Annotated in this window: 17 protein-coding genes and 1 tRNA gene; 4 read left to right on the top strand and 14 right to left on the bottom strand. The window is 44.4% G+C overall.

Annotated features, from left to right (window positions below):
- Positions 1 to 67: 67 nt before the first annotated feature.
- The 6 genes from NWE95_12300 to NWE95_12275 all read right to left on the bottom strand — a co-directional run bounded on the left by NWE95_12300 (position 68) and on the right by NWE95_12275 (position 5,922).
- Positions 68 to 709, bottom strand: a complete 642-nt coding sequence (locus NWE95_12300) for a hypothetical protein (GenBank protein ID MCW4004681.1) — start codon at positions 707 to 709, stop codon at positions 68 to 70.
- A gap of 63 nt (positions 710 to 772) precedes the next feature.
- Positions 773 to 1,066, bottom strand: coding sequence for an OB-fold nucleic acid binding domain-containing protein (locus NWE95_12295; protein MCW4004680.1), 294 nt, complete (start codon positions 1,064 to 1,066; stop codon positions 773 to 775).
- Between the two features lie 122 nt (positions 1,067 to 1,188).
- Complete coding sequence (locus NWE95_12290; GenBank protein ID MCW4004679.1) at positions 1,189 to 2,469, bottom strand: hypothetical protein; 1,281 nt, start codon at positions 2,467 to 2,469, stop codon at positions 1,189 to 1,191.
- A 689-nt stretch (positions 2,470 to 3,158) separates the two neighbouring features.
- A complete protein-coding gene (locus NWE95_12285) occupies positions 3,159 to 3,815 on the bottom strand; it encodes an HAD family phosphatase (protein MCW4004678.1) in 657 nt (218 codons plus the stop codon).
- Between the two features lie 12 nt (positions 3,816 to 3,827).
- Positions 3,828 to 4,634 carry a pyrroline-5-carboxylate reductase gene (proC, locus tag NWE95_12280; protein MCW4004677.1) on the bottom strand — a complete coding sequence of 269 codons (807 nt, stop codon included), beginning with the start codon at positions 4,632 to 4,634 and terminating at the stop codon, positions 3,828 to 3,830.
- A 55-nt stretch (positions 4,635 to 4,689) separates the two neighbouring features.
- Positions 4,690 to 5,922, bottom strand: coding sequence for a tRNA (guanine(10)-N(2))-dimethyltransferase (locus tag NWE95_12275; GenBank protein MCW4004676.1), 1,233 nt, complete (start codon positions 5,920 to 5,922; stop codon positions 4,690 to 4,692).
- A 79-nt stretch (positions 5,923 to 6,001) separates the two neighbouring features.
- On the opposite strand from NWE95_12275, the gene NWE95_12270 reads away from it, so the two are divergent.
- Both NWE95_12270 and NWE95_12265 read left to right on the top strand, forming a co-directional pair.
- Positions 6,002 to 6,538, top strand: coding sequence for an NTPase (locus NWE95_12270; protein MCW4004675.1), 537 nt, complete (start codon positions 6,002 to 6,004; stop codon positions 6,536 to 6,538).
- A 143-nt stretch (positions 6,539 to 6,681) separates the two neighbouring features.
- Positions 6,682 to 7,575, top strand: a complete 894-nt coding sequence (locus tag NWE95_12265; GenBank protein ID MCW4004674.1) for a tRNA (adenine-N1)-methyltransferase — start codon at positions 6,682 to 6,684, stop codon at positions 7,573 to 7,575.
- On the opposite strand, the gene NWE95_12260 is transcribed toward NWE95_12265, so the two are convergent.
- The 8 genes from NWE95_12260 to NWE95_12225 form a co-directional block, all read right to left on the bottom strand.
- Positions 7,556 to 9,157, bottom strand: a complete 1,602-nt coding sequence (locus NWE95_12260; GenBank protein ID MCW4004673.1) for a B12-binding domain-containing radical SAM protein — start codon at positions 9,155 to 9,157, stop codon at positions 7,556 to 7,558. The genes NWE95_12265 and NWE95_12260 overlap by 20 nt on opposite strands.
- A 90-nt stretch (positions 9,158 to 9,247) precedes the next feature.
- Positions 9,248 to 11,272: a right-handed parallel beta-helix repeat-containing protein gene (locus NWE95_12255; GenBank protein ID MCW4004672.1), complete on the bottom strand. Its 2,025-nt coding sequence runs from the start codon at positions 11,270 to 11,272 to the stop codon at positions 9,248 to 9,250.
- Positions 11,273 to 11,544: 272 nt separating this feature from the next.
- Positions 11,545 to 14,079 carry a PQQ-binding-like beta-propeller repeat protein gene (locus NWE95_12250; protein ID MCW4004671.1) on the bottom strand — a complete coding sequence of 845 codons (2,535 nt, stop codon included), beginning with the start codon at positions 14,077 to 14,079 and terminating at the stop codon, positions 11,545 to 11,547.
- 186 nt (positions 14,080 to 14,265) lie between these two features.
- Complete coding sequence (gene endA / locus NWE95_12245; GenBank protein ID MCW4004670.1) at positions 14,266 to 14,811, bottom strand: tRNA-intron lyase; 546 nt, start codon at positions 14,809 to 14,811, stop codon at positions 14,266 to 14,268.
- Positions 14,812 to 14,833: 22 nt separating this feature from the next.
- Positions 14,834 to 15,493, bottom strand: a complete 660-nt coding sequence (locus NWE95_12240; GenBank protein ID MCW4004669.1) for a DUF47 family protein — start codon at positions 15,491 to 15,493, stop codon at positions 14,834 to 14,836.
- Between the two features lie 73 nt (positions 15,494 to 15,566).
- A complete protein-coding gene (glyS, locus tag NWE95_12235; protein MCW4004668.1) occupies positions 15,567 to 17,342 on the bottom strand; it encodes a glycine--tRNA ligase in 1,776 nt (591 codons plus the stop codon).
- Between the two features lie 242 nt (positions 17,343 to 17,584).
- Positions 17,585 to 17,661: transfer RNA gene (locus NWE95_12230), tRNA-Asn, on the bottom strand.
- Positions 17,662 to 17,730: 69 nt separating this feature from the next.
- Positions 17,731 to 19,194, bottom strand: coding sequence for a B12-binding domain-containing radical SAM protein (locus NWE95_12225; protein MCW4004667.1), 1,464 nt, complete (start codon positions 19,192 to 19,194; stop codon positions 17,731 to 17,733).
- A gap of 272 nt (positions 19,195 to 19,466) precedes the next feature.
- Here NWE95_12225 and NWE95_12220 point away from each other — a divergent pair, with 272 nt between their 5' ends.
- Together NWE95_12220 and NWE95_12215 are read left to right on the top strand one after the other, a co-directional pair.
- Positions 19,467 to 20,033, top strand: a complete 567-nt coding sequence (locus tag NWE95_12220) for a 2-oxoacid:acceptor oxidoreductase family protein (GenBank protein ID MCW4004666.1) — start codon at positions 19,467 to 19,469, stop codon at positions 20,031 to 20,033.
- Between the two features lie 19 nt (positions 20,034 to 20,052).
- Positions 20,053 to 20,313 (top strand): 4Fe-4S binding protein, encoded by a 261-nt coding sequence (locus NWE95_12215; protein MCW4004665.1) that lies wholly within the window; start codon positions 20,053 to 20,055, stop codon positions 20,311 to 20,313.
- Positions 20,314 to 20,315: the final 2 nt, after the last annotated feature.

Genomic DNA, 20,315 nt, shown 5'->3' with positions numbered 1-20,315 from the left:
TTTTGTTAATGCAATCACGGCAAACAATGCAATCTAATTTGGAGCAAGAAGTTAAACTGCTGAACTTTTAGACGTTTTGGTTTTGACCTGTGTTTTCGAGAGTTTGTTTTTTACGTTTTTTTACTCGGTAAAATTGCCAGCGTTTAATCGCAAACGCAAAGATTGTAGCTCCAAACAAAACGTTTAACGCAACCATAACGATGGGGTTGAGGATAAAATCTGTACCTGACAAGTTTGCATGAATTATACCGAAGAATAGCGCAACGTACATTAATGCGTGGAACCAGCGCCAGTAAGCGGCTATTTTTCGGCGTAAAAGCACTGCAGCGATAGCGATGTAAATAATGATTAATGCTTGCCTGCCCCCGTAAAACAGGAAAAGGTAGAGTGTCTGCAGATTTGGCAAGAATACTGCTGGATTGAGAAATTGAATCGCGAGCATAATTGGATGCAGTGTAATTAGCACCAGCCCAGCAGCGGCAAGGTAGTGGTGCACTTTTAGGAACGGTTTTTTCAAGTAAATAGTGATTTCTTTGAGAAACGCTGTTATTATAGTGGCTATGCTTAATGCGATGAAACCGTTGATGCCAAATAAGCGCACGGATAGGTTAAACGGGTTTCTGTAGACGGTGTTAACGGCAAGAAGCGAGATAGCAACTGCGAAAAGAACTATTAAAGTAAAAAATGCTGCTTCTTTTTTTAAAACCATACATAAGAACTATGGAATCAGAAATAAAAACCTTGTTAGCGTTTCCTTCAAATAGGAAAATGGTTATTCGACGGTTAGTTTGCCGAATTTGCCAACGTTAAGTTGAATTTCACCTTTAAATGAGGTCACGTAACCGTTTTCAATCTTTATTTTATCGCCAACGTTCACCATGTCGATTTGCTCGTTCCAAAGTGTTAGCTTGATGCTTCCTGTCTCATCTGCGATGACAGCGTCAACTATTCGGTACGTTTCATCTTTAAATCTTGAGCGTACTTCCCGCGGGTCGCCTTTCTCGACAACTTGCGCTTGAACGTCAACCCGTTTGGCGCCATCATGTAAATCCTTAATGTCTACCAATTTGCTTCACTTCTAAACTGTTCGCTAACCGTTTTCCACTTTCAATCATATAAATCTTGCTAACTTGGCGATAAAACAAAGAAAATGATGGAAAAAAGGGTTTTACCCCTACTTTTTGTGCTCTAGGCAATGCCTATTATAAAAAGCAAGAGCAAGATTGTTGCGGCAACGCTTACGCTTGACATCGCAATCCGTTTTATGAGCGAAAATTCTGGTTTTAACTCGCCGACAATTATGGTGCATAATCCAGCAAGCCACACGTACGAAATTAAGAATATCGCCGACGTCATTGTCATCAATGTCGACGTTGCTGATTCGAAGATGCCGATAGCGGTTTGAGTCTGAACAGATAAAGTGCTTACCGCTTCAGCAGGGTAATAAAAGACTCCGAACGCGTTAAATCGAAGACCAAGTGTCATGTCAAAAGGCATATAAAGCGTAGGCAGAGTGAATGTTCCAACTAAATTTACAAGCCCACGGATTACCATAACAAATAACGCGAAGCCTACGGCGACAAAAAGTGGCTTCCAAACAACAGCGCCCTTGAAGGCTTTAAAGAAGAGGTAGAGTATTGCTGAAAGAATTAGCCAACCAGCAATGAATTGTAGTGTGAAAACTTGGAGGAATTGCAGGAGAACTGCTGCACTGTTAAACTCAATTGGCGACAGGTATTGACCACGGAAGAACAACGCGCCAACTCGCAGGGTTATGTTTGAGTTTTCTGGATATGTGAGGTCAAGTGTTAAAGCAGTTATGTTACTCCAAGATGGCGTGCCGTTGCTGGTCCAGCCTTGAGCGGTTTTGCCAATCGGGATGGTCAAGTTGCCCCACTGGTTAATGATGGATGCAGCTGACAACTCTGATGTGAGGTCATATCGGTAAAAATCAGTATCGCTAAGCGAATACAACGTTAAAGTTGCTGTTTGAGGCGCAGTCTGGGGCTCTACCTGCTTTATCGTCATGGAAAGATTCTGGAAACCAATCTCGCTGCAATCAACGTTAAAGACGCCACCTAAAGCTACGGTGAGATTACTTGTGTTTGTGGCTTCAATCTGCAGGCTACTATTTCCAAAGAGACTATAATAGCCCAGCGGGTCGGTAGGTGTCGTACCAAAGCTAGCTATGTAAACGCTGTAGTTGAAATAGTCAGCATCATGGTTGGTTAAGGTCACACCTGGACTTGCAGTCCATGCAGAAGCGTTTATGAAAGTTGGAAATTGGTCAGCTGTCGGTGCTGTCTGTTCAATGTTAGTTTTTGAGAACTGAGAGTACTCATACCCCACTTGTAGAGCTAAAAATAAAACCAAAACAATAATTGCGCCAAGGTATTTTGGATTAGCTATGATATTTTTAAATGCTTTTTTAGGCGCATAAATGACCTTAAGGATGTCGTCGATAATCAATTCCCGATGCTCCTTTTCAGAGTGAAAGTCACACGGGGTTTATTTAAGCATTGTTACATTCAAACTGCACTCACGTAACCAAACCAACTCTAACAAACCAAAGAAAACACAAAACCTCACACTCCTGCCCCACTTGTGCAACGTCCACAACCAACAAGCAACCCAAAACAAAACACAAAAAACAACTTTTTAAGCAACCAATAGGTTGATGTTGTAGACGAGAAAAACACTTTTTTCAACAACTAACAAAGAAATATAACCAAGAGTGGCGTGCATCCAAAAAATAAGGAAGAGAGAGGGGGTAAGGGGAATCTTATGGATGCACGTCACACGTTCATTTAATTCCTCACACATTGACGAAAAAGAAAACCACAAGTCCTTCTAGATTTGCTGTAATTTAACTGCGCTTTAGTCCTATGATACTTGAGCTTCTGTGAACCTTTACTCGTAATGAAAACGGACCCACCGTTTTTAAGATGCTCCTTTACATGATAAAAATTAACCTGTTTAGACTCTTGAACCTCAACATCTTGGCTGTCACCGTTATCAAGGAGCAGCACTTGAAAAACCGACGGCTTACTTTTTTTACTTTCCAGCAGTGTCATCTTTCTCCCCTTCAGAGCAATCTATATTTTCTTCGAAAAATTCTTAAAGCTATGTGACTGCTAAACAACTACCACAAGGTTATATTAACACAAAATAAAACGCAGAATCTCAGGGTCTTTTAGCGTTTCAACGATTAAATCAGGTTTTTCCTTTGCAAGTTCCTCTTTCGAGTAAACACCCGTCGTGACCGCGACACAAGCCATGTTTGCAGATTTGGCGGCTTTAACACCGAAAATGGAATCTTCCAAAATGACGCACCGCTCTGGTTTGCTCTTGAGTTGTGAAGCAGTTTTTAGGAAGATTTCAGGGTCAGGCTTGGAATGGCTTATTGACTCAGCTGTGAGAACCACATTAAAACAATCGCTGATGCCATTCGTTTTTAGCATATGCATAATGACAGAACGGTTATTCATAGAAGCCAACCCCATCTTAACCTTTCCTTGCAAAGCTCCAAGAAGTTCTCTTGCACCCTCAAACAACTCGTCGCCATTTGTCAGCTCGATTTCAATTGTGCTCTTCCGCTCAACCAAACGCTCAACTAACTGCTCATCAAACTGCACCTTAGCTGACCGCAGAACTTCACGAATCGTTTCTGCTGCGCCAATCCCTATTCTGCGCTCAATAAAGTCCTTGCTGACCTCAACGTTGATTTCACCTAAAGCTTTCTGGAAAGAAATAACAATCACTCGTCTTGTGTCGCCGAGTGTGCCATCCCAATCGAAAATTACGGTTTCAAACATGGCTGAGTCTAGCTAGTTCAGGTTTAGTTTCTCTCTGATAGCTTGGCTTTTCTTGGTGGCTTCTTCGATGGCACGTATTATGGCCGGTCGAATTTGGCTTTGCTCAATCTGATAAATGGCTTCAATGGTTGTTCCGCCAGGCGTCGTGGTCATGTCTTTGATTTTAGCTGGGTCTTCTTTAAGGTCTATAACAAGTTTGCCTGTACCCATAACTGTTTGCGCTGCACTGGCAAGTGCGATGTTTCTGGGCAATCCCACTTTTAAGCCAGCATACGTTAAAGCCTCGATTATTATAGCCATGTAGCCTGGTCCACTGCCGCTAACCGCCGTGATTGCATCCATGTATTTCTCGTCTACTTCGTCGCAGACGCCCATCATATTCAATAGAATTTTAACTTTCTCTTTGTCTTCTGCCGTTACATTCTCTTCACAGCAATAGGCGGTGTAGGAAGCCTGCACCAAAGCGCCAAGATTAGGCATTATACGCACAATCCGCGCTTCAGGAGCGTTCTTACGCAGAAACTTTAAGGGCACCGTGGCAGCTACCGAGATAAGCAGTTTGTTCTTGATTTCTTTGCTGATTTCTTTTAGAACTTTCTCCACATCGCCAGGCTTAACAATGACAAAAACGATGTCAGCGTCGCCAGCGGCTTTTTTGTTATCGGTTGACGCTTTAACGCCGAGGTTTTCTAATTCTTTGAGTTTTTCGTGTACAATATCAACCGCTATTATTTTGCCCTTGTAACCACCCTTTAACAGGCTTTTGATTATGGCGCTACCCATCATGCCCGCGCCTATAACTGCGATTTTATCGTTCATGAGTGTTCACTTTACTCTTTAGAAACAGTTGATTAGCTCTTTAAACTTTTGTTGCCTAACCACCCGTTGATTGTTTAGCAGTCACGCTTTCTCTGAGTAGTTTTTGCGTGGTTAGGGCTGGCGCGTCTGTTTTTATGCCGCGAGAGTTAAAATGGGTTGCCACTGCCCGAAAACCATTGTTTTGCAACGTAGACAAAAATGATTGCACACTCGAAGAGGGCAGGTTCAGTTTTCCGCTTAACTTGTCAATTACGTAGTAAGTTGCAGGCATCCCTGCTTCTTTTTTAGCAGTTGAGAGGAGTTTGGTAATTTTGGCGCTGTTCCTAAAAGCAGTCTTCTGGTTTTCCTCAATTACATGCTCAAGAAAAGCTTCGTCAGCAATGGTGCCTATCCATAAGGGGCCAGCGTAATCCATTTTGGCTCCGCATTCGGGACATTGCAAGTTGCCAAAGGGCTGGCGAGTGGCTTCTCGGTGCAGACATTTGAAACAGTGCATGATGTAGCCCATGTTTTTGAGGCTATCGTCTGCTTTGTTACAACCGTAACCGATTTGAGTATACACGCGAATGTAGTGGTCACTACTGTGACTAAAGAGAAAACGAATTCCGATGTCATGCTTCGCCGCCAGCATCGCCATGCAACCCGCCAACAGCCTCACCGCCAGCTCGTGACAGTACTCAGTCCGCAACGGTTTTCCACCATACTTGCGGATGCACGCTTTCGCATGTACGCCGCAAAGTGGCGCCAAGTCAGTAGCTGTAGCCGCGAGCAATCCTTTATTTTTTAAGGCACGAAACGCCGAATCCAAGTAAGGAACAGGCGTGCCAAAAGGGTCGATGTCTATTATGTCGAAGCGTTTTTTAGGTGAGGCGTTGCAACTTAAGACGCAGTTGGCGTCCTTATGCTTAAGCGTAATTTTATCCTCAAGTTTATTGAGTTTGATGTTATGTTTTGCCAGATTGTAAGCTCGCTCATTTATGTCACTGAGCAATACCTTCTTTACGCCTTCAATCTCAGTTGCAAAACGAAGCCCCCGTATTCCTTGACTCGTTAGAGGTTCACAGATACTAATTTCATGGTTAACCATACGCTGGTAGGTTTTGAAAGCTAAAACTGTCAGGTCACGGTTAAACTCCATCACAGGATTGTAGAAGACAGGCGCTTTGGAAGGCGCATAATCGGATGGCACAACACCGTACGCTTCAAGCTTGGGCACCAGCACTTGCACTTTGCCTTCCCTGATTATTTCAGACGGAAAATCTGCAACATACTCTTTCTCAGCCATCATGGGTGCTCCAAGGACATGTGGTTATCAAAAGAATTTTTATCGACATATTAGACTATTGGTCGTAGTGGTGCAAAAGACTTTGGTAAAGCGCATTCTGCTTTTGACTGGTGCTCCGGGAATTGGAAAAACAACCGTTCTCATAAAAACAGTTGACGCTCTAAAAGCCAAGGGAATAAGCGTCGGCGGCATTGCAAGCCGTGAAGCAAGAGAAGGCACTGTGCGGGTTGGTTTTGAAATCATCGACTTAACCAGCGGCAGACAAGGCTGGCTGGCACACATTAACCAAAAGAGCGGACCGCAGGTTGGCAAGTACCATGTCAACATAGACGACCTAAACAACATTGGCGCAAAAGCTATCACGCAAGCCATCGAAAAAAGCGAAGTCATCGCCATAGACGAGATTGGCCCCATGGAACTCTACTCGCCACAATTTAAGACCGCTGTAAAACAAGCAGTCGAAAGCAAAAAGCCGCTACTGGCAGTTATCCACGCGAAAGCTCAAGACCCGCTAATCTTACAAACTAAACAGAGAACTGACTCTGAGGTTTTCAATGTAACCATCGCAAACCGCGAAACCCTGCCTCAAAAACTAACCAAAGCAATAATCGGGAATTAAGAAGTTTAATTGCTTTAAATAGGGGGATAGGGGTCTCGGCAGAGCAACAAACTTTTTCGCAACATCGCCTAAAATAACGTGATTGAGTTCAAAGCCTTAAATGGGGCAAAATGCATTTTCAATCTCGCAAAGAGAGGACCATATTGGCTAACGAAATCATCAACGAAGGAGACCACGTGCTCATCTACTTGGATGCACGAAGAACCTACATGATTAAAATGGAAGCGGGCAAAACCTTCCACACACACAAAGGCTACTTAAAACTAGACGAAATCATCGGCAAACCATACGGCGAACCCATCAAAAGCAGCCTAGGCATAAACTTCACCACGCTAAAACCAGCACTAACCGACTACATCATGAAATCCAGCCGCAACACCCAAATCACCTACCCCAAAGACGCCGCATTAATCGTCATGTTCAGCGGCATCGGACCAGGAAGCCGAGTGGTCGAGTCAGGCACAGGAACAGGCGCACTAACCACTGCACTTGCACATTACGTTGGTCCAACAGGCAAAGTGTACACCTATGAGTTGCGTAGCGAGTTCCAAAAAAACGCGGCTAAAAACCTGCAACGCTCAAAACTAATAGACCGTGTGGAACTAAAAAGCGGTGACGTTACACAAGGCATAGAAGAGCGCAATTTAGACGCGGTAGTTTTGGATTTGGCAGTTCCTTGGCTTGTAGTTCCACACGCTTACGAAGCTCTCAAGCCGTCAGGTATCATAGTCTCGTTTAGTCCAACCATAGACCAAGTGGTAAAAACCACCGAAGCACTACGAGAAAACGGCTTTGTGTTCATAGAGACAATCGAATGTATGATGCGGGCTATGCAGGTTGAACGCGGCAAAACCAGACCTCAAACACTAATAACAGGACACACTGGCTACATTACACATGCAAGAAAAATCCTCAAAGCCCAGCCTACCGAAACAGCAAAAGAAGAAGCACCACAAAAAGAGGAACCACTACAAAGGAAAGAAAGTGAAAAAGAAACGGCAGAATATCTGCCTAATCTTAGTTTCTATTCCCCTTAGGCGTCGGAATCGGTGTGCTGAGCGTCCAGAAAGCCTGCTTTAACTGTTCACCACGTGTTAAGCCGTAGTAGAAGCCTAGGATTCTGCCAAAGTACGGAATAATGATGTTGTCAAATGCCTTGTAGAGCAATGGGTTAGGTAAGCGGTTTTCTAGGAAAGTTGGCTTCCAAATCTTAATGTTGTATTCCCAGCACTTGATAAAGAAGTCCCAGCGCGCTTTTGAAAGCGAATCCATCTCCGCGCCTTTCTTGTTCATGAGCACGCAGTTTTCAAGTGGCACAAAGAACAAAGGCACATAAAACGCCTTGTAATCCTTTAATTTATCCATTAACTCAAGCGTTTGAAGCATGTCTTCTTCTTTTTCGTCTGGAAGCCCGATGATTAGAGTTGCCAGTGGGTACCAGTCATTATCGTTTAAGATGCCGAATGCGTTTGTGACGACATCTTGCCACTGCTCTGGCTTGAAAGGCAACATTTTACCCGCCATGTACTTCTTCATTAATCGCGGGCTACCTGTTTCGATGCCTGTTTCAGCGGTGATTATGGCTTTTTTGCCAAACGAGTACCAACTCTTCTCAATTAGGATTTCAGCGAGTTCCTTAATCATCTGCGGGTCATGCCAAACTGGAGCCAAAGACATGTGAGAAGCCTGAATGCTTTTGACACCTGGGTAATCGGCAACGCTTTTGAATAGTTTCACTACTGCTTCCTTGTTTGGAATAAACTGTTTATTGTTCGCACCGTAGAGGAACAGGTCTTCGGTGATGAGTGTCACGTGGTCGCTACCTTGAGCAACCGTTAAAGCGACTTCTGCCATGATTTTATCCAATGGAATGTCAATCTTATTCTGCATTGTAGGCGTGCAGAATTGACAGTTACGTCCACAACCTTTGGAAATCTCGACAGCCCCGTGAATGGCAACATTCTTAGTCAAAGGCATTTCAGCATTATAATCCCAAGTGTTTAGGAATTCATCAGCCTTAACGACACGCGGAATCGGCTCATCATTCACGGCTTTTTTGAAAACCTCAACAATCGGCGCTGGTCTCCCACCCAACAGCACACAGTCCACACCGTAACTATCAGAGATGTGTTTACGCTCCAACTGCCAAGAGCCAAAGCCGCCCACAATAATTTTAGGCTTGTAGCGCTTCAGAGTTGGGTGCATGACTAGCTTTTTGAATTCGACGGCGTTCATGGGTTCACCGCCGCCGATAATTGATGAGTAAGTTTTGCTCACGTAGCCCATGCCGGTGGGGTCCATGGATGAGATACCTACGACCTTTGTTTGGGGTCCAACGAATAAGTGCAAATCCTCTGGGTGAGCAACTGCGATGTCGTTTGGTGAAAATCCGCCTTCCAAAAGCATGGATTCTACCTTGCGGAGTCCATACGGTGCAAAGAGTGCTTGCCCATCAGCTTTGCGTCCACAATGCGGGTAGAGGGTTTTTCGAACGTAGGAAAGCGGGATTGGTCCTTTGCCGAAGCCTCCTACGAAAGCTATGAAGGGGTTATTCAAAAAGTCGCTCATTTCAGTGGCTGACGCTGTGAGAACAATTTTTCTGCCAGATGTTGGTGACAAACCTTTCGATTCCTCGCGGAGAGTAAATGATTACTTTTCCAGCCTTTTTAAGAATTACTATCGCTTGCTCCCATACACACCAAGGGATACTTACGCAATGGCACTTTTACGTTTATCATCCAATGTTGCCGAACATCTTGTTATTACAGTGATAGGCGCTTTTTGTTTGCTCCTCTTGTAGAAGACTAGTAAGCCCAAGCATGTACCCACAATTATGGTCACGGAAACAGCAACATCGGTAGCTTCTGGCAAAGATTCGGTTTGGTCGGATTTGGTTCCGTGGTTCTGTCCAAGTGATGGCGTTGTTGAGGGGTCTGTTGGAGCGGATGTTTCTTCTGTTTCATTCCCATCAGCCGAGGTTGTAAATTCCTCTGGTTTCCATGGAGGCATTTCCCATGCTGGCACTTCAACGCTGGAAATATCGAAAGGTACCATCAACGGGAAATTATCATAACCGATAACAATGCCCACTACGCCGCCATTTCCTAGTGTTTCGCTCATTATTGCGTATGGCGTGTCGCCTTTTCCATCAAAGTTCCAGTCAGACCCGTTGTAATCACTCCAGTAGTTGCCTTCTCGCCCATTGTCCCAAAAGTTAGCTTTATTGTCGCCCCAGACTGGCCCGTTTCGGGTGCTGATGATAAAGTTGTTGTGATAGAGAACATTGCCGTGTACGCGAGCTTCAGTGCCTCCGATTCGAGCGCCAAGCCCATTCGTTTCCACATTGTTACCATAGTAAGTATCACCTTGACCGCCCACGCCTAAGTCATAACCGTTTACAATTCTGTTTCCGCAGATGATGTTGTTTGGTCCACCCGAGATGCTTATGCTTTCATGCGTTATTGTGTTCTTAGCGACTATGTTGGATTCACCTCCTATCCGAGCTCCACCCATTGAAACGGTGTTCTCAACAAAGAAGTTATTAGAGCCCTCCATGAGTACGCCCACGTAGCTTTCTCCGTTTAGAGTGTTTTGTGATATATTATTGTAGGAGCCTTTGCACTCGAGAATTTTGTTTCCTGCACCGAAGGTTCCTGCTTTGACTCTGTTGCCGTTGGCGGTTTGATAGTTTCCCTCCATGTTTATGCCAGTGCCAGTAGCATTTATCACGTTGCCAAGGATTTTTGTACCGTTTCCAGAGGCGCTTATTCCCGTTGGGCAGTTAATGTTGTTTCTTAGAATGTCATCAAGGGTTGAGTTGTATAGTGTTATGCCAGTGTCGCAGTCTTTTATCTGGTTGCTTTTGACGGTTGTTTTATAACAGTGCGCCAGCAATATTGCGTCTTTAACGTTACTGAGGCTTAGGTCCTGCACGATTATGTTCTTGCAGTTTGTCAGAATGACACATCCAGCGTCCAGTGGCACGGTTCGGTCTGTTTTACCTATCCAGTAATAGATTGGTTTACCATTCACCGTGTTTGTAGTATCAACATCGTTTATGTAGGAAGAAATTTCGCTTCCTGAAACACCAAAGTTGCGGACATTGTTTGTTAAAGTGTTGGTTGCAAGTTTGTTGTTAGTTGAGGACAGCAACCAAAGACCACCCCAGTTGCCCGTGAGTGAGTTGCCTGATATGTGGTTGCCTGGTGACACTTCGACTCTTATCCCATAATCACAGCCAGATATGCTGTTGTCGGTAATGCGGTTGTCATGCGCGTTATAGAGCCATATTCCAGCGCCGCAATCGGTAATTATGTTTCCGTATATATTGCAGTTTTTAGCGTTGAGAAGGTGGATTCCGATGAGTCTTGTGCTCCACATCCAAAGAGACTTAGGTGTGTTCGGCGTCTCATCGTAAATTACAGAGAAACCAGTAAACTCAACATTGTCATGGCTTACTATTATAACTGTGCCCCCGTTATCACCGTTTATAACAGTTGCCCCCTTGTCCTCTCCTCTCAGGGACAAAGCCTTGTCAATAACCAGTCTTTCCGTGTAGGTTCCTGACTTCACAAAAATTGAATCTCCATCAGACGCCCTTGCTATTGCCATGCTGATGGTTGAGTAATCATCAGGCACCACAATAGTTCTGGCTTGAGCTTTAACAGGCAGAAGACTTATTGTTGACGAAATAACTAGGAGAGCAACGACCAATAGAGCAATTGTTTTACGCATGATTATCCCGCTAAAAGACACGGTTTTTGGATTGTAAAAAGCATTTTTGTCAAAGATTCTGGACTAAGTGAGTCTTTTTTAGTCTACATTTATGAACAAAACTAAAAAGCAGTTTCAAACAGATTTTTTGCGAGTACCGTATTATCGGCTATCAGGTTGTGATTAAAGCAAGCGACGGCAAAATCCTCTAAAGCAAACATACGGTGTCATGTAAAAGCAGTACCCAAATCACCCTGAAAAACAAGTCGTGCAAAAAAAAGAGGGGTAATGTATCATGGTTTTTTCTTAAGTATTAGTAGACCTACGAGTGCTATTGCAATTATTACCGCTATTCCTGTTCCTACAACGTAAAGTTCAGTTGGCGGTAGACTAATCTGCTGGATTGGTGTGGGCGTTGCTTGTGCTTCTTCCACTACGATGGCTGTTTCTGAGTAAGAGCCATAGTAAGATTTTGTTCCTTCAAATCTTGCAACAATCGTGTATTCGCCCGGCACTTGTGGAGTGAACGATAGTTTGTAGAAACCGGTTGCATCGCTTGTTGTGCGTCCAACTTCATAGTAGTTGTTGTTGGGGTCAAGAACTTCAATGACGACTTCAACGCCCGTTGTATTGGTTGGTTTTGGAAGTTGTTTGTAGACATATGTCATGAAATCACTCATGCTGTCGTCAGAAACTGCTGGAACACCATCTGGGAAACGCGCTGTTATAGCGTATTTCTTTGTGCCTGGTGATATGTCAGTCACACGCCCTTTCACGAGTATGCTACCGCTGCCAAACGTTGAAACTTCAGGCGAGGCTTCAACTGAGGTAGCGCTTGGGCCTTTGCCTACGGCGATGATTTGCAAATTATATGTGTCTAATTTTACAAGAGTGCTATCTCCGATGTATCCTCGACCGCCCCAGTCAGTGCCACGCATAAGACCATTAACTCTCCAGATAACTTCACCTGTTGTTGCATTAAGACAAACATATGGTGCGCCTCGGGGTAATGGTTGGTTGTCAGAGTGTGCGCTGGTTCGGACGTAGATTTTCCCATCAACAATGAAGTCTATGCGAGCAATCCAATTGTTGCTCCACAAGATTTCGCTAAGTGGATCAGTCATCGCGTAGCTCCATAATTTTTGGCCGTTGGTTGCATTATAGCAATCGATCATTCCTTTTGTGCCATGAGTGTAGACTTTTCCATCAGCGATGATAGTCCATGTTTCAAGGTAACTCAAGTAGTACTCAGGCTCTGTGGTTGCCCACATGTATTCTCCAGTGTCAAGGTTATAGGCGCGCATGGTGCCAAGGTCTTTCATGTATATGACGAAAAGTCTATCCTTTACTCCCACACGTGAATAACCAAAGGTCACGTTGCCTGGTGGCGCTGCGTAGGTTTTGTTGTATAAAAGTTCGCCTTCATGTCCAGGTTTCAAGTTTATAGCCCAAATAGTAAATGGTGGATTGTTTATGTTTTCTGGACTGGCTCTATAGTAACCGATGACTATGTCTTCAGCGACGTAATAGCTGGGTGAACCTGGTAAGCCTTGAGGTATCGTTACGTTTTTCTGATAGCCATTTAATCCGAATGGTGTTTGATACGTGGTTGCTGTTGGTCCTGTCGCGTTAATGGTTTTTCCCTGTGGTCTCCATGATCCCCAGTTAGGACTGTTTGGGTTTGTTCCCCAGTAGCAGTCGATAACTGCTGAGGAATTCCATATGAGCATGTAGCCGCGTGTTTGATCAAGTACATATTTTAGAAATTCTCCGTTTGGACCGACCAGAGTGCTTGCACTTGGAACGTTAGTCATGGTGAATAGCCAGCGACCATTTGCAGGGTCAAATGCATACCAAGTGGTTCCAGAACTACCCCATAAGTAAGTGAATGCACCTTGAACATTAAAGGATGTAAATTTCATCACTTGCCCGAATGATAGCGTTACGTTGGTTCCGTCTGGTGCCCTTAGCGTTCTTGACCATAACTCTTCGCCAGTATGTAAGTCAACTGCAACAACGTAGTTTTCAACAGGGGTAATCCCAGTTCCACTTGTTCCGATAGTGTTAAATTTATTGTAGTAAAAGATTCCGTTAATGATTACTCCGCCTGATAATTTGCCTTCATAAGCATCTCCGCCGAATACTGAGTAGTCATAGTCTCCGACGAGTCCACCGTATTCTAAGGGCTTAGTCCACAAAACGTGTGCACTCTCCGGGGCATAATCGTTGTTTGGAATTACTGACCCTGCTAGGTTGTCTCCAAACTGTCCTATTCCAAGCCAGTTTCCGCCAATTGTTGCCCACTCTCTAGCTTGAGCATCAATTGGGCGGCTCCAGTATTCTGTTGGTAGTGGTACACCTGGATAGAGAGGAACCAGTGTTTCGATTACGGTTAGGTTTAGCACTTGACTGTAAGTGTCCTCATATAATAAGCGATATTGCGTATTTCCTATGCTGTAGTTGTACCATTGCTCAGGAAAGTGTGTTTGCAACTGGTATATACCTGCCACATCCGGTACAAATGTTGTCCCTGTACCTCCTGTTGAGTCTGTTCTAAATGGTCCCAATGTTTCTTTTTTTCCGTCAGGTTTGGTTATGATAACGGTTATTCCTGTCCAGCCGTCTAGTGTTACTCTCAAGGGTTGCGTGATACCCATATGTAGCAATGTCTCTTGACCAACACCGACAGGGTTAGGTGTCGCACCGATAAAAGCGTAAGCCTTTATTTTACCGACAACTTGGGCGTCAGCAGAAGGAAGCACGGTAATAGGTAAAAGCGCTGAGAGCAATAGAGTCAAAGCGAGCACAGATATCTTTTTGTTAGACATCTCTATTCTCCCAAATTTTTTACGCGAGATTTTCTCGCTAAACTGTTATAGCATCTTATAGGCTATTTAAGACTTGCTAAGGTCTCAAATAGGCAACAAACGAACATGCATGGCTCTCATGCAGATTAAAACCATGGAACATAACTCCAAGCATGTTAACATGTAAACCAATACTTACAAAACAAATTAAGCTTTAAACCACTTAAACATCAAATACCGAACCTGTCCGTTCGCCAAATCAGGAACCGCGACAATAAACCGCTTACGCACAGTCGTCGCCAACCGCCCAATCCGAACAACCTCAGTCGCCGACACCTCACCGCCAGACGGCTTAACCGTAACCATAAAAGGCGCATGCTCAACGCCTGGACCAAACTTGTAAACAGCAAAATCACAACCAAACTTTATCCCAGGCGTAACAATCAAACCGCTATCACGCAAATCACGGTAAACAGCATATTTTTCTTCAAACTCACCATACAGCAACTTGGCTTTTTGGCGCAGCTTTCTTAAGCCTACCTTTGTCTGCTTTGCCCACTCATAAACCGCAATCTTGCCCTTCTCAGCAAGATACAACCCCTCCATCAAATCCAAAATCAAAGGCACATCAAACTCGAACACCTTCGGCTTGGGAATGCCAAGCGGCTTGCCGTAGTAGCTGTTTTTGTAGAGTTCAGAGCCATCTGTGGGATTCCAAACGACTAGAAAGTTTTCTATCAATTCAACCTCTATTTTTGACATTGCAGTCGGCTCTCTACATGATGAACGAAAGCATCCGCGCGACATCAGCGGCATCTTCAGCCTTGTCAGCGGAGTTCTCTAAGAGTTGCAAGACATCCCTCAAGAGCAAGAGCACAGGAACATCTAGTTTGCCGCTTAACACTTTAATGGTTAATGTGCGGTATTGGTCGTCAACTACGCGCTCAGCAATTTCAACGTCCTTTGCGCGTTCTAAGGTTTTTTGTGAACCGTAATTGAGAACCATCATGGTTTCCCTGAGTTTTAGAACTGAGTCAAGAACAGCTGAGGAGAGTTTTATGAGGTCTTTTTTCAGGTCTGGGGGAATAACCCAGTTGTGCTCCATAATCTCAACAAGATAATAAGCGATGCCCTCTGAGAAGTCAGCGATTTCGCTTGATAAGTTTGTGAAACGTAAAAAGTCTTCTCGGGCAATCAGAATGGCACCAATTTCAGCTAGTTCTTGAGACACCATGCGTCTTGCTTTGATGACTTCTTCTTCGCCTGCTCGGATTTCGCTGAAGAGTTTTCTGGCGTTTTCTTTGTCGCCGCTTGCAAAGTACTCTACGAGCTGCGGGATTTTCCTTGAAACATCAACAACCTTACGTAAGTTATCTTGGCAAGCATTTAGCGCTCTTCTCTTGACGCGCTCTTCTGTTTCTGATGGAAGTACCAAACTGTTCCCCCGCTATAATCTGCCCTTATTCTATTCATTTAGTTAACACGTGTTTATTAAAAAAGCTGTCTGCTTAACTTTTGATTATTTTCCCTAACTCTTCAAAGTTTATTTTTCCTTGGAAGTAGCTGTGCAGTAACTCTGGTAAATCAGCGATTTTGGTGCGTACCTGCTGCCAAGAGTCACGGTCGCGGATAGTAACGGTTTCATCTTTTAAGGTGTCGTAGTCGATTGTTATGCCTAATTGTACACCTGCTTCGTCTGCCCTTGCGTAGCGTCTGCCGATGGAACCTGTCTCGTCATACTCAACCATGAACCCTTCACACGCAAGCAGTTTTTGCACTTCGAACGCTTTAGTGTCTAAGTCGTCTTTGCTCATCAACGGATAAACCCCCACTTGGATAGGCGCAATGCTTCTTGGAAAGCTCATGACTACGCGGTCGTCTTTGATGCCGTAAGCGTACTCTAAAGCAACGTAGAAGAGGCGGTCTGAGCCGAAACTTGGTTCCACAACGTGTGGTATGAAGCGTGTTCCGCGAACGATTGTTTTCTGTTTGCTAATGTCAACTTGATCTGCTTTAACCTCGTACTTGTCAACCATGATGCTGCCCTGTTTTTGCATGGCGTCCGCAACCTCTTGAGCAGGAACTTTGGCGAGCAACGCAGCGACTTTGGCGGCTTCACCCTTGTAGATTGGACCTAGTTTTGCCATGTTCGGTTTAACAACAAGTTCCTCCTTCTCCACAGGATTAGTGTATTCTTTGTAGACAGTCATGTCTACGCCGCTGGCTTTCATGTGGCAAGACAAATCGTAGTCAGTGCGGTAAGCGTGCCCAGAAACTTCTACCCAGCCCCAACGGTCAACCAAAACTTCTTGATCAAAGCTCTGCGTGCTGTAGTGGGCTTTTTCCCATGTGAGTTTTTCGATGAAACGTTGTTTTTCTGCAGGTACACCGAGTTCGATGAGGAGGCGTTTTGCCATCGCCATAAAGAATGCTTGCCACTCGGACGTGATGACTTTGCGGTCAAGGGCTTCTCGCACAGTTAAGTCGGTTGTGTCTTCGCACTCTTTAAGTCTCGTACCACAGAGCAGGATAGGCAAAACTTCGTTTTCAACTTCACCTATAAATTCGCAGGCGGGTTCTTCTGGGTCAAAGAAAAACTCCAAGTCAGCAATCGTGAACTCGCGAAGACGAATCAAGCCCTGCCTCGGCGAAATCTCATTGCGTAGCGCGTGCCCAATCTGGATAACTCCGAACGGTAGCCTCTCACGCGCGGTTGTGTAGAGACGATTGAATTCCACAAATATGTTCTGTGCAGCTTCTGGTCTGCCGTAACCAACCGAGCCCGAGTAAGGGCCAATAGTGGTTTGGAACATGGTTAAGTAGCGTTGGGGTTCGCCGAATTTGCCTCCGCAATCAGGGCACAAAACGCCATGCCGCTCCAACTCTTCCTTGATTTCTTCTAACGTCATTTTTTCTGCTTCAGCCGAACTGATGCCCTTTTCTTCGAGTAGGTGGTCTGCTCGGAATCTGCCGTGGCAATTTTGGCACTCCACCATCGGTTCCTTAAAATGGTCAACGTGACCGGAAGCCTCAAACACCTTGCCAGGCGCAATGACGGATGCTTCCATCTCGTAAACGCCGATTTTTTTGACAAAGAGTTCTCTTAGTTTTGCTTCGATGTTCTGTTTTAGGCGTGTGCCCAGTGGACCATAAGTTACAAAGCCGCCGCTTCCACCGTAAATTTCAAAGGACGGCCAGAAAAAGCCTCTGCGTTTGGCTAACTCGTTGACGGCAACGAATTTGTCACATTCAGGCTTACTGCATTTAGCTTCGCTACTGCTCAATTGTGATTACCTGTTTTATTGCTAAGAAGCCACTAACAATTAAAACATTACCCATAGAATCACGATATCATATCAAACTTATCGCCAACTTGTGTAAACAAGATAGCCGCATAGGCAAAAGCTTGTATTGCCTAACGGTTACAGGGCTTTTTTTAATGATGTTTCAACATGGCAAAGAAAACGCGCAAAAGCAATGAGTGGTCAATCAAAGGATGAGAGTGTCAGATTGAAATAACAGAAGTTGGCGCCGCCGAAAGGATTCGAACCTTTGACCGACTGGTTAACAGCCAGCCGCTCTACCGGGCTGAGCCACGGCGGCAAAGCATTTCACGTTTCTGCCACTTTTGAGTTTCAATATAGTATTTAAGGTTAGCCATTTCGAAACACTTTATTGTATTTGCCTAACCTTATACTTCACCACTTCAGTAAACCCCTTATAGAACGGGCGCAACAAACGCTGATACCACCTGTCAGAAAACGCCCAATTCACCAAGCTGTCAGCCCAATGGAAATCATGCTCAACGCACCTAAACAGCAACTCCTTATGCCGCTCATTTAACTTTGTGTTCGTAAACCAGTCCTTACTTTTCAACTGACCCAACGGCACAAAAAACAAAGGCACGATTAAACTTCGACAATCCCTCAAATCATCAACCAAATCCATCGTCGCCAAAATATCCTCCTCACGCTCATCAGGCAATCCTACAATCAGTGTAGCTGCTGGAACCAACTTGTAATCATGCATCAATCCCATGCCCTCAACAACGACATCGTGCCAGTTTTCAGCCTTAAACGGATGCGCCTTAGCTGGCATAATTTTTTTCGCTATATCGGGAGATCCTGTTTCTACTCCAATTTCTGCTCCCCACCATTTCTGAATTTGCAAAATACGTTCAGACAACTTCGCAAAAACCTTCGGACTAGCTGCCACCGCAGCTAAAGAACAATGGCTCCAGCTAATGCTTTCAGTCTTTTTTAAAACCATATCATGTAACCGCAACAGTTTCTCTTCATCAGGCATAGTAGTCTTTGAACCATACAACATTACGTCTTCAGCGTGCAAGCACACATTCTTTGTCTTGCCAGAATTAACGTTAACATTTAACTCACGCTCAACTTTATCTAAAGGATACCACCGCAACGGTCGAAGAGTAACATTACAAAACTGACATCCGCGACAACAACCCCTGCCAATCTCGATTAACCCGTTAATAGAAGGCGCAACAATATCAGGAATCTCCTCCAAAGATGGCATTTCACCAGCACCCACTTCATAATACTGAGGAATTTCCTTTCCCTCAAGGGCATCTCTAAAAATCTTTCCTAAGACATTCTCAGCTTCTCCCTCAATAATGCAGTCAATACCTAGCTCCTTAACCGCGCCTTCTCGGTAACGAAACTGCCACGCGCCAGGTCCTCCGACAATAACTTTTAATCCGTTTTGTTTTGCCTTTTCAACTGCTGGGGATTTCAACAGGTAGTGAAAGTGTTTTGCTAGGTAGGGCTCCTTTTTGAAAATTGAGGCAAGAGTTGTTGAAGCTGGACCTAACCCAAACGGGTCCATCGCGTGAATGCCAAGGACTTTTGCGTCTTTTAGGTGACTTGCTAAGTGATGGGGGCTTACGGTGTCAACTTTGAAGCCTTCTTTTAGTAGTTGAGCCTCAGTTTTTCTTAACCCATATGGCGCTGCCAATGGATGACCTTTGGCTGTTTTTAGAGGCGGAAAGAAGAGGTAACTATAGAGCCATTCGGGGAAAAAGTTCGGTGGTGCACATGTACCGAACCCTAAGAACTCGTTGTTGTGATAGTTGCTCATTAACGTTCTATCAGCGGTTAAAATCACCTCAGACATTCAACTTCCTCCTGAGCCCACGCTTCCATTAAAATGACTTCGGAAGCAAAAATCTATTCACTTCTACAAAGATATAACTGTATTGCTTGCATGCTTAAGCAGCGAGCGTTGAAACGCTTGAAAATATTTGGATTGGTTAAATTCTGATATCCCGCTTTATTAGCAAATTAGTGATTTTACGTTAAGTTTATGTAGTTTTTGACTTTACTAGAAAAATGTATATAGGTATTTAACAATTTATTCAGAAATACCTTTGGAGAAGGGACTCTGCTTTGGAAAAGCTTGTTGAATTTAGGTGGCACGGTAGAGGCGGTCAAGGGGCTTGGACAGCCAGTGAATTGTTGGCAAGGACAGCCCTTGACGAGGGAAAATACATTCAATCATTCCCCGAATTTGGACCTGAGCGCATGGGGGCTCCAGTAACCGCCTTTACACGCATAAGCACCGAACCGATAAGGTTACATTGCGCAATCTATGACCCAGATGTTGTTGTGGTGTTGGATAATACATTATTGAAAACGGTGCCAGTAACCGCTGGGATAAATCAAGATGATAACATATTAATTATTAATTCCACAGAGGAGCCAGCTGCCCTAAAAGAGCGACTTAAAGTAACAAAAGGCAAAGTCTGGACGGTTCCAGCAACAGAGATAGCCCTAAAAATCTTGGGAGCTCCAATAACAAACACAGCATTGCTTGGGGCCGTTGCTAAAGCCACAGGCATCATAACATTAGAAGGCATACATAAGACCTTGCAGGGTCGTTTCCGAGCAGACCTTGCCGAAAAGAACTTTGCTGTTATAAAGGAAGCGTATAGGGAGGCAAAAGCTAGTGAGTAAAGAAAAGGGTTGGAAGGAAATTTCGATTGCTGGCATTTGTTCAAAGTCAAGTGCTGGTTTCATGACGGGTGACTGGAAAACTTTCATGCCTGTATATGAATCGGCAAAATGTACCAAATGCCTAACTTGCGTAATGATGTGTCCTGAGGGCGCGATTAGTTGGCAGCCAGAAAAGGGTAAGGTGGAATTTGATTTCGGCTTCTGCAAGGGCTGTGGAATATGCGCCAACGAATGTCCAACTAAAGCAATTACGATGAAAATACCTGAAAAAGAGGCATAAGA

It is taken from the genome of Candidatus Bathyarchaeota archaeon (assembly GCA_026014725.1).
GTDB lineage: Archaea > Thermoproteota > Bathyarchaeia > Bathyarchaeales > Bathycorpusculaceae > Bathycorpusculum.
This window is presented reverse-complemented; position numbering and strand designations above follow the sequence as displayed.

Bases quoted from the DNA above. Each gene is read 5' to 3' on its own strand.
- NWE95_12225 (MCW4004667.1), bottom strand. From the start codon at position 19,194: ATGTCTGAGGTGATTTTAACCGCTGATAGAACGTTAATGAGCAACTAT.
- NWE95_12275 (MCW4004676.1), bottom strand. From the start codon at position 5,922: ATGATGGCTGAGAAAGAGTATGTTGCAGATTTTCCGTCTGAAATAATC.
- NWE95_12250 (MCW4004671.1), bottom strand. From the start codon at position 14,079: ATGTCTAACAAAAAGATATCTGTGCTCGCTTTGACTCTATTGCTCTCA.
- NWE95_12255 (MCW4004672.1), bottom strand. From the start codon at position 11,272: ATGCGTAAAACAATTGCTCTATTGGTCGTTGCTCTCCTAGTTATTTCG.
- NWE95_12285 (MCW4004678.1), bottom strand. From the start codon at position 3,815: ATGTTTGAAACCGTAATTTTCGATTGGGATGGCACACTCGGCGACACA.
- NWE95_12300 (MCW4004681.1), bottom strand. From the start codon at position 709: ATGGTTTTAAAAAAAGAAGCAGCATTTTTTACTTTAATAGTTCTTTTC.
- proC (MCW4004677.1), bottom strand. From the start codon at position 4,634: ATGAACGATAAAATCGCAGTTATAGGCGCGGGCATGATGGGTAGCGCC.